Raw genomic sequence first — 9,355 nt, 5'->3', positions numbered from 1 at the left:
CTTTTAACATGAAAATAACTGATTAATATAGCGGCCAACCAACAAGCACTTCTGACAACAAGGAAACGCAACATGAGCTCTCTGATCAACAAGGTTCTGTTCACCCGCGCCGGCTACGGTCTGACCATTCTGCGCATTGCCGTCGGCGTGATCTTCGCTGCCCACGGCTCGCAGAAACTCTTCGGCCTGTTCGGTGGCTACGGTCTGGCGGGCACTGCGCAATACATGGAAAGCATCGGCCTGACCCCGGGTTACCTGATGGCCACTCTGGCCGGCGGTACCGAGTTCTTCGCTGGTCTGGCGCTGATCATCGGCCTGCTGGTTCGCCCGGCGGCGTTGGGTCTGACCTTCCTGTCGCTGGTGGCGATCTTCACCGTACACATCAGCAACGGACTGTTCATGGCCAACAACGGTTACGAGTTTGCCCTGGCTCTGCTTGGCGGCAGTCTGGCAGTACTGATCGAAGGTGCCGGCAAGCTCTCGGTGGATCGCGCCATCGCCGGTTGACCGCTCTGGCTCAAGCAAAAGGCCCGCATTCTGCGGGCCTTTTTTGTTGCGGCTGATTCTTGACACTGGGCGGTCACGTTCTCTAGGATGCCGCTCATGCGCCGATTTAAACAGCTACTTGCGGGGCGCCAGGTGACTATTCTTCAGTTGCCGTCAGAAGCCGGAACAGGGCTTCGAAATACCGCTAAAGCGCTGGTTCGGTGTTGCCTCTCACCTGCCATGCAGACTTTTGAGGCAGAGACACGACACGATGAATGCACTACGCCCTCCAGCACGTCCCGCGCCGATCACGGCACATATCACCCAGCGCAATCCGAAAATCCTGCTTGGCGGCAAACATCAGCCGACGCTGTTGCGTTATCTCGATGGCTGGCCACGTCGCAGCGGTGGTCCTGCCGCGTTCCTGATCCAGTTCGTTGAAGACGGTGAGTCGCTGGCGCGTTTTGCCGATGACAGTTTCGATCTGGCCGTCATTCAGGCCCCGAGCCATGAAGAGGCGCCGGAAATGATTCGCCAACTGACCCGCGTCGCACGCCAGGGCCTGATCACCCGGCGCTGAGCGTCAGGGATATTCGATCGCCACGATGTAGACGAACTGTTCGCCGGTTGGCGTCTGTACCCGAACTTCGGCATCCAGCGCCTTGCCGATCAGGGCGCGGGCCAGCGGTGAGTCGATGCTGATCAGGCCGAGTTTCAAGTCCAGTTCGTCCGGGCCGACGATGCGATAGCGCGACTGTTTGCCGTCCTCGTCTTCGATGGTCACCCAGGCGCCAAAGTAGACCTTGTTCGGGTCACTCGGTTTTTCGCTGACCACTTTCAACGCCTCAAGGCGTTTGGTGAGAAAGCGCACGCGGCTGTCGATCTCGCGCAGCATTTTCTTGCCGTAGGTGTACTCGGCATTTTCCGAACGATCACCCTGAGCCGCCGCTTCGCTGACCGACTGCGTCACCTGCGGACGGCGCACATGCCACAGCTCATGGAATTCGGCGCGCATCCGCGCTTCACCCTCGGGGGTGATCAGCGCGGTGCCGGCGGTGCGGGGAGGGCGATAACGGCTCATGGCAACTTCTTTTGATGGAGATCGCTGGAGTCTATCAACCCTCGCGCAACACTGTCAGCGGGCTGGCGTTCAGCGCACGTCGCGTGCCGAACACTCCAGCGCCACCGATCAGCGCCGCGCCGATCAACGGCAACAGCAGCAACCATGGATGGGGGTGCCATGGCAGGTCGAAGGCGAAGCGATACAGCACCAGACTCACCACTTCCGAACCGATCGCCGCGAGCAACCCGCTGACCGCTCCGAGCAAGCCGAACTCGATTCGTCGCGCCTTGATCAGCAACTGGCGCTCGGCACCCAGCGCACGCAGCAGTGCGCCCTGGCGAATGCGTTCGTCCAGCGTTGCCTGCAACCCGGAAAACAGCACCGCCATCCCCGCCGCCAATACAAACAACAACACATACTCCACCGCCAGGGTGACCTGGGCGAGGATGCTGCGCAGCTGTTCGAGCAAGGCTTCGACCTGCAGGATGGTCACCGCCGGGAATGTTCGCGACAGCTCGACGATCTGCTGATCGTGACCGGGCGCCAGATAGAAGCTGGTCAGGTAAGTCGCCGGCAGATCCTTCAGAGTGCCGGGCTGGAAGATCATGAAGAAGTTCGGCTGGAAGTTGTCCCAGTTGATCTCCCGCAGGCTGGTGACCTTCGCTTCACGATTGACCCCGCCGACGCTGAACACCATGTGATCGCCCAGTTTGAGCTTGAGGCTTTCGGCCACCTTGCCTTCCACCGAGACGCCCGGAACATCGTCCGAAGGCCGGCCGGTCCACCACGAACCGGCGGTGATCTTGTTGCCCGCCGGCAGATCGGCCGCCCAGGTCAGGCTCAGGTCGCGCTGGATCGCGCGGTCGCCGGCCGAATCCTTGCTGACAATCTGCTGCACCGCTTCGCCATTGATGCTGATCAAGCGTCCCGGCACCACCGGGTACAACGGCGCGGCCTGGGCCGAGACATTGATCAGGTGATCTGTGAAGGCCTGTTTGTCTGCCGGCAGGATGTTCAGGGCGAAATAGTTGGGTGCGTTTTTCGGCAACTGGTTCTGCCAGGTGTCGAGCAATTCGCCGCGCAGCAAGGCGATCAGCGCCATGGACAGCAGGATCAGCCCGAAGGCCAGTGACTGGCCGGCTGCCGCCAAAGGATGGCGCAACAACTGACCCAACCCGAGGCGCCACGGCAGAGACGCGCGTGCGAGCAGGCGACGCAGACTCTGCAGCAGCAAAAGCAGCAAGCCGCCGAGTACCAGCGCGGCGACCACACCGCCGCCGAGCAGGGCGAACGTCAGCAGCAGATCCAGGCTCAGGCGCCACATGATCAACCCGAGCGCGCCGAGTGCCGCGCCATAGACCATCCAGGTGCTCGATGGAATCGGCAGCATGTCCCGACGCAATACCCGCAACGGCGGCACGCGGCCCAGTGCGGCGAGCGGTGGCAGGGCGAAACCGGCCAGCGCCACCAGCCCGGTGCCGATGCCGGCCAGTGCCGGCAGCAAGCCACCCGGCGGTACGTCGGTCGGTAGCAGATCATGCAGCAGCGCGAACAAGCCCAATTGTGCGAGCCAGCCGAGCAGGGCGCCGCCGAGGCTGGCGAGCAGGCCGAGCACCGTCAGTTGCAGACTGAACAGCACCAGGGTTTCCCGGCGTGACAGACCCAGGCAACGCAGCAGGGCGCTGGCATCGAAGCGGCGACTGGCGAAGCGGTTGGCCGACAACGCCACCGCCACCCCGGCCAGAAGCACGGCGACCAGACTGGCCATGTTCAGATAACGTTCGGCCTTGCCCAGTGCGCCGCCGATCTGTCGGTTGCCGTCGCGGGCATCCTGAATCCGCTGGTTGGCGGCGAGGCCCGGTTTGATCAGTTGGCGATAGGTTTCCAGCGCCTGCGGCTCACCGCGCCACAGTTCGCGGTAACTTACCCGGCTGCCGGGTTGCACCACGCCGGTGGCGGCGAGGTCGTCGAGGTTGATCAGCACCCGTGGCGTCAGGCTGTAGAAGTTACCGGCGCGATCCGGTTCGTAAGTCAGCACTCGCGTCAGTTTCAACGTCTTCATGCCGACGTCGATGCTGTCGCCGATCTTCAAGTCCAGCGCCGTCAGCAGGCGCGCTTCGACCCAGGCTTCACCGGGCTGCGGCTCGCCTCCGGCCTCCTCTGTCGCGTAAGGGGCGGGAGCGCTTTTCAGTTCGCCGCGCAGCGGATAGGCGCGGTCGACGGCTTTGATACTGGAGAGCTGAATGCCGTTGTCCGTGGCGATGACGCTGGAAAACTCCACCACCTGTGCATGATCCAGGCGCAGCTCGGTGCCGCTCCGGATTTGTTCCGGACGAGCCGGCGAGCTGCCTTCGAGCGACAGGTCGGCCCCGAGAAACTCGGTGGCGCGCAGCATCATCGCGCCGTTGAGGCGGGCGCCGAAATAGCCGATCGCGGTACTCGCCGCGACCGCCACCACCAAGGCGAAAAACAGCACCCGCAGTTCACCGGCGCGGGCATCGCGCAGCAGTTGGCGCAGGGCGAGACTGAACAGACGCAACAGCGGCAGACGTGCCATCAAGGCTCCAGAGGGGCGACCAACAGGCCGGCTTCAAGACGGATCAGGCGCCGGCAACGATGGGCCAGGCGTTCGTCGTGGGTCACCAGCACCAGGGTGGTGCCGCGTTCCTTGTTCAATTCGAACAGCAAGTCGCTGATGCGCTCGCCGGTGTGACTGTCTAGGTTGCCGGTGGGTTCGTCGGCGAACAGCACGTCCGGCTCGGCGGCGAAGGCCCGGGCAATCGCCACGCGCTGTTGTTCTCCACCGGAGAGCTGACGTGGCGAGTGAGTCAGGCGCTGGCCGAGGCCGACCCGTTGCAGCAGTTCGGTGGCGCGACTTCGGGCGTCTTTGCGGCCGTCGAGCTCCAGCGGCAACATGACGTTTTCCAGCGCGTTGAGGCTGTCGAGCAACTGGAACGATTGAAAGACGAAACCCACGTGCTCGGCGCGAATGCGCGCGCGCTGGTCTTCATCGAGATTGCTCAGGCCTTGCCCGGCGAGCGTCACTTCGCCGCTGCTTGGCAGATCAAGGCCGGCGAGCAGGCCGAGCAGGGTGGATTTACCGGAACCGGACGCGCCGACGATGGCCAGGCTGTCGCCCTTGTTCAGTTCCAGGCTGAGTTCGTGCAGGATGGTCAGTTCACCTTCCGCGCTGGGAACCACTTTGCTAAGGTTCTTCGCGGTGAGAATGCTTGCGCCCATGGAGAATCCGATGCGTGTGTGGTTTTTGAGTGCTGGCCTGGCCTTGATGTGCATGGCCCAGAACGCAGCGGCGGGTACAGTCCTGATCGTTGGCGATAGTATCAGCGCGGGTTTCGGACTGGATACCCGGCTTGGGTGGGTGTCGTTGCTTGAACAGCGGCTCAAGACCGAAGGTTTTGACGATAAGGTGGTCAATGCGTCCATCAGTGGCGACACCAGCGCCGGAGGCCAGGCGCGGCTGCCGGCGCTGCTTGCAGAGCACAAGCCGGAACTGGTGATCCTCGAATTGGGCGGCAACGATGGCCTGCGCGGAATGCCGCCGACGCAATTGCAACAAAATCTTGCTTCGATGATCGACAGCTCTCGCCAAAGTGGTGCCAAGGTGCTGTTGCTCGGCATGCAATTGCCACCCAACTACGGCAAGCGCTATACCGATGCCTTTGCCGAGGTCTACGGCAAACTCGCCGAGGAGAAGAAAATCCCGCTGGTGCCGTTTTTCCTCGACGGCGTGGGCGGGCATCCGGACCTGATGCAGGCCGACGGTCTGCACCCGGCGGCCGGGGCTCAGGGCAAGTTGCTGGAAAATGTCTGGCCGACGCTAAAACCGCTGCTATGAGGCTTTTCTAGCGGCAGGCTTTCGGCTAATGTGGCGCCCCCTTATTTGGAGCCCCCGATGCCGCGTCCTGCCTGGTCCCTGTTCGCCTACCAACTGATCGAGCCTGACGAACAGCTGGATCTGTTCGCCTGCCAGGAAGTGCGGGTGCATCTGGTGACCCGTCAACTGGAACTCGGTGGTTCGGCGGACCGCACCCTGTGCGGCAGTCTGCTGCCGGCGCAACCGCGCTGGTCGAGCGTGGATCGCCGGGTGTTCCAGGATCAGCGCCTGTGCTCGCTGTGCCGGGCAATCCTCGAATCGCAGAAGCGCGGCACTTCGCCTATCTGGCCTGAGCTGCGTTTCGAGCTCTGAGTCCTTTTTCGTCGATATCGCGGTCTATCGGCGCATCTCCCCGAATTCCCTGGGCGCGGTGTACAATCGCGCTCTTATACCCTTGTCGATCTTGCGAAGGATTCTCCGGATGTTGCCGCGTTTTCCTGCCGTCACCCGCTGCCTGTCTCTTGCCGCCCTGTGTGTGGCCGGTCCCGTTGCCGCACTGGAGTTTCCCCTGCCACCACCCGGTGAGGACATCATCGGCCAGGTACAGGTGATCAAGGCCAAGTACGAAGACACTTTTGCCGATCTGGGCACCACCTACGATCTGGGTTATTCGGAGATGGTCGCGGCCAACCCGGGCGTCGATGCCTGGTTGCCGGGTGCCGGTACCGAAGTGGTTTTGCCGACCCGCTTCATCCTGCCGCCGGGGCCGCGTGAAGGCATCGTGATCAACCTGGCCGAATACCGTCTCTACTACTACCCGAAGGGCCGGAACGTGGTGTACACCTTCCCATTGGGAATTGGTCGTGAGGGCTGGGGTTCGCCGATTGCCCACACCTCGATCACTGCCAAGACTCCGAACCCGACCTGGACGCCGCCTGCCTCGATCAAGGCCGAGCACGCCGCCGATGGCGATCCGTTGCCGAACGTGGTGCCCGCCGGTCCCGACAACCCGCTGGGCCCGTTCAAGTTCACCCTGGGGACTCCAGGCTACCTGATCCACGGTTCGAACAAGAAGTTCGGCATCGGCATGCGCACCAGCCACGGTTGCTTCCGCATGTTCAACAACAACGTGCTGGAAATGGCCAGCATGGTGCCGGTGGGTACGTCGGTGCGGATCATCAACGATGCTTACAAGTTCGGTCGCAGTGGCGGCAAGGTCTATCTGGAAGCGCACACGCCGATTGATGACAAGGGCAACCCGTCGGTAGTCGACAAGCACACCGCTGTGATCAATGCGATGCTCAAGCGCGAAGACATCACCAACAATCTGCGCATGAACTGGGATGTGGTGCGTGATGTGGTGGCGGCCGAAGATGGCCTGCCAACTGAAATCGGCACGCCGAACACTTCGGCGCCGATGGTCTCCAGCGCACCGATCGACCTCCAGCAATAAGCTGTAAGACAGAACCCGCCGAGGCTATTGCATCGGCGGGTTTTTTGTCGCCCGTAGAAAACAGCGGGCACAAAAAAGCCGACCCAAAAAATGGGTCGGCTCGATAACAATCCCGGAGGATTATTACTTGCGGCTAGCTTTGTCCAGCATGCGCAGAGCACGCTCGTTAGCTTCGTCGGCGGTCTGTTGTGCTTTTTGAGCAGCAGCCAGAGCTTCATCAGCTTTACGGTAAGCTTCATCTGCACGAGCCTGGGCGCGAGCAGCTGCGTCTTCAGTAGCGGTCAGACGTGCTTCGGTTTCTTTCGATGCGCTGCTGCAACCGGTAGCCAGAACTGCGGCCAGAGCCAGAGCAGAGAATTTCAGAACGTTGTTCATCGTGTTCCCCTTCAAGGACTTTCAATTAAGTGGCTGTCTCCTCCGATTGAGGAAATAGCCGGCGTACATACTACCCATTACTTGTAGTAAGTAAACTGACGTAAGGCAAGAAGCAAAAAAAATTGTAGGCGTTGATTCTTTTTCGAGCAACTTTTAACTGCGCTGTATAAAAAATATCCAGCTGTAAGCCGCGAGATGAGCGAGTTAATGAGAAAAAGTTCCCGGTGCCGTGCGCTGTTTTGCAGGTAGTGGCCAAAGTCTGTCTATATGGATTCGTCCACACTTTTGTTGCGAATTTGCGCAGCGCCTCGCATATCTTTGTCCATGTTGAGGTGACTTTAAAACAGGCGGCTCGTCTTAAGTCTCAACATCCGGCGATGTTCAGCCTTTCGGCTCGGGAAGATCGTCTCCCGAACCGGCCCTGAGTCCACCGGAACTGCCCCGTCAATTCGCACGATGACGAGCGTACCTTGAGCATTTTCGCCAATGGTGCCTACTATTTGATACGTGCTCGGGTTGCGCGAGATCGGTGCAGTTCTTCTCGGTGTCCATCAGGCACGGGGTGGCGTAGATGTTCCTTCGCCGGGAAAACATCGGTAAGGTAGGGGTCAGAATTCGAGACCCGCGAGGAGTAGTGATGAGCGAGGCGTTGTCCATCCACCATGACCAGGCTGGTCATCAGTTCGAGACCAATGTGGACGGTCATCGTGCCTACCTGACCTACATGGATCTGGGGAAACAGACCCTGGATATCTACCGCACCTTCGTGCCCAACGCGCTGCGTGGCCGAGGCATTGCGGCAGCCCTGACCGAGCGGGCGCTGCAATACGCCGATGAAATGGGTTACACGGTCATTCCTTCGTGCTCCTACGTGGAGCGCTACATGGAGCGTCATCAGCGGCGCACCGCCAAGATCTGACTGACCTCACCGCACACACAAAAACGCCGGGCAATGCCCGGCGTTTTTTATGCCTGCGAAACGGCTGTCAGCCGCGCTGACGTTTCGGCAGTACATCCTTGAGCTTGGCGTGCATGCTGCGCAAGGTGTTTTCGGTAGCGGACCAGTCGATGCAGGCATCAGTGATCGACACGCCATATTGCAGGTCGGCGAGGTCTTTCGGGATCGCCTGGCAGCCCCAGTTCAGATGACTCTCGACCATCAGGCCGATGATCGACTGATTGCCTTCGAGGATCTGGTTGGCGACGTTCTCCATCACCAGCGGTTGCAGGGCCGGATCCTTGTTGGAGTTGGCGTGGCTGCAATCGACCATGATGTTCGGCTTGATCTTCGCCTTGTTCAGCGCCTGCTCACACAGGGCGACGCTCACCGAATCGTAGTTCGGCTTACCGTTGCCGCCGCGCAGCACCACGTGGCCGTAGGCGTTGCCCTTGGTGGTGACGATCGACACGCCACCTTCCTGGTTGATGCCCAGGAAACGGTGCGGGCTGGAGACCGACTGCAAGGCGTTGATCGCCACGGTCAGGCCGCCGTCGGTGCCGTTCTTGAAGCCGACCGCCGAGGACAGGCCGGAAGCCATCTCGCGGTGGGTCTGGGATTCGGTAGTCCGTGCGCCGATGGCCGACCAGCTGATCAGGTCCTGCAGATACTGCGGGGAGATCGGGTCGAGGGCTTCGGTCGCGGTCGGCAGGCCTTTCTCGGCCAGGTCCAGCAGAAGCTGGCGACCGATGTGCAGACCGTCCTGGATCTTGAACGAGTCATCCAGGTACGGGTCGTTGATCAGGCCTTTCCAGCCGACGGTGGTCCGTGGCTTCTCGAAATACACGCGCATGACCAGATACAGGGTGTCCGAGACTTCTGCCGCCAGCACCTTCAGGCGATCGGCATATTCGTGGGCAGCCTTGATGTCGTGGATCGAGCAGGGGCCGATCACCACGAACAGACGATGGTCGGTACCATCGAGAATGTTGCGGATGACTTCGCGACCCTTGGTGACGGTGCGCAGGGCCGCGTCGCTCAGAGGGATATCACGCTTGAGCTGATCGGGAGTGATCAGGGTCTCGTTGGAAGCGACGTTCAGGTCGTTGATCGGTAAATCAGCCATCGTTTACTCGTCAGGTCACGGGTGCCGGCCGCCAGCGATCCCCGCGCGGCGGAGCACAGCGGATTTAAGCGCGTCGGGGA

11 protein-coding genes are annotated in these 9,355 nt (G+C 61.2%); 6 read left to right on the top strand and 5 right to left on the bottom strand.

What is annotated here, in order from left to right; all coding sequences use genetic code 11:
• Positions 1–72: 72 nt before the first annotated feature.
• Both AC07Y2_RS16130 and AC07Y2_RS16125 read left to right on the top strand, forming a co-directional pair.
• Complete coding sequence (locus AC07Y2_RS16130; RefSeq protein ID WP_007950955.1) at positions 73–507, top strand: DoxX family protein; 435 nt, start codon at positions 73–75, stop codon at positions 505–507.
• A gap of 250 nt (positions 508–757) precedes the next feature.
• Positions 758–1,066, top strand: a complete 309-nt coding sequence (locus AC07Y2_RS16125; protein ID WP_039770484.1) for a hypothetical protein — start codon at positions 758–760, stop codon at positions 1,064–1,066.
• 3 nt (positions 1,067–1,069) lie between these two features.
• On the opposite strand, the gene greB is transcribed toward AC07Y2_RS16125, so the two are convergent.
• Genes greB through AC07Y2_RS16110 form a run of 3 tightly spaced genes read right to left on the bottom strand, consistent with a single transcriptional unit; the run spans position 1,070 to position 4,789 of the window.
• Positions 1,070–1,567 carry a transcription elongation factor GreB gene (gene greB, locus AC07Y2_RS16120; protein ID WP_039770483.1) on the bottom strand — a complete coding sequence of 166 codons (498 nt, stop codon included), beginning with the start codon at positions 1,565–1,567 and terminating at the stop codon, positions 1,070–1,072.
• Positions 1,568–1,601: 34 nt separating this feature from the next.
• Positions 1,602–4,106 (bottom strand): ABC transporter permease, encoded by a 2,505-nt coding sequence (locus tag AC07Y2_RS16115; protein ID WP_103386354.1) that lies wholly within the window; start codon positions 4,104–4,106, stop codon positions 1,602–1,604.
• Positions 4,106–4,789 (bottom strand): ABC transporter ATP-binding protein, encoded by a 684-nt coding sequence (locus AC07Y2_RS16110; RefSeq protein WP_007955651.1) that lies wholly within the window; start codon positions 4,787–4,789, stop codon positions 4,106–4,108. The genes AC07Y2_RS16115 and AC07Y2_RS16110 overlap by 1 nt, the downstream gene beginning before the upstream one ends.
• 10 nt (positions 4,790–4,799) lie before the next feature.
• On the opposite strand from AC07Y2_RS16110, the gene AC07Y2_RS16105 reads away from it, so the two are divergent.
• The 3 genes from AC07Y2_RS16105 to AC07Y2_RS16095 all read left to right on the top strand — a co-directional run bounded on the left by AC07Y2_RS16105 (position 4,800) and on the right by AC07Y2_RS16095 (position 6,837).
• On the top strand, positions 4,800–5,405 hold the full coding sequence (locus AC07Y2_RS16105; RefSeq protein WP_007955652.1) for an arylesterase: 606 nt from the start codon (positions 4,800–4,802) through the stop codon (positions 5,403–5,405).
• A 57-nt stretch (positions 5,406–5,462) separates the two neighbouring features.
• On the top strand, positions 5,463–5,756 hold the full coding sequence (locus AC07Y2_RS16100; RefSeq protein ID WP_003226812.1) for a hypothetical protein: 294 nt from the start codon (positions 5,463–5,465) through the stop codon (positions 5,754–5,756).
• 109 nt (positions 5,757–5,865) lie between these two features.
• Positions 5,866–6,837 (top strand): L,D-transpeptidase family protein, encoded by a 972-nt coding sequence (locus tag AC07Y2_RS16095; protein ID WP_039770479.1) that lies wholly within the window; start codon positions 5,866–5,868, stop codon positions 6,835–6,837.
• Between the two features lie 123 nt (positions 6,838–6,960).
• Here AC07Y2_RS16095 and oprI read toward each other — a convergent pair whose 3' ends face one another.
• On the bottom strand, positions 6,961–7,212 hold the full coding sequence (oprI, locus tag AC07Y2_RS16090) for an outer membrane lipoprotei OprI (protein ID WP_025113130.1): 252 nt from the start codon (positions 7,210–7,212) through the stop codon (positions 6,961–6,963).
• Between the two features lie 637 nt (positions 7,213–7,849).
• On the opposite strand from oprI, the gene AC07Y2_RS16085 reads away from it, so the two are divergent.
• Positions 7,850–8,131 carry a GNAT family N-acetyltransferase gene (locus tag AC07Y2_RS16085; RefSeq protein ID WP_007955658.1) on the top strand — a complete coding sequence of 94 codons (282 nt, stop codon included), beginning with the start codon at positions 7,850–7,852 and terminating at the stop codon, positions 8,129–8,131.
• A gap of 67 nt (positions 8,132–8,198) precedes the next feature.
• Here AC07Y2_RS16085 and AC07Y2_RS16080 read toward each other — a convergent pair whose 3' ends face one another.
• Entirely contained in the window at positions 8,199–9,275 is a 1,077-nt protein-coding gene (locus tag AC07Y2_RS16080) for a 3-deoxy-7-phosphoheptulonate synthase (protein ID WP_011335309.1), read from the bottom strand.
• Between the last annotated feature and the right edge of the window lie 80 nt (positions 9,276–9,355).

It is taken from the genome of Pseudomonas sp. GW456-12-1-14-TSB6, assembly GCF_059424205.1.
The sequence above is the reverse complement of the archived record's forward strand: the minus strand, read 5'-3'. Positions and strand labels throughout refer to the sequence as shown.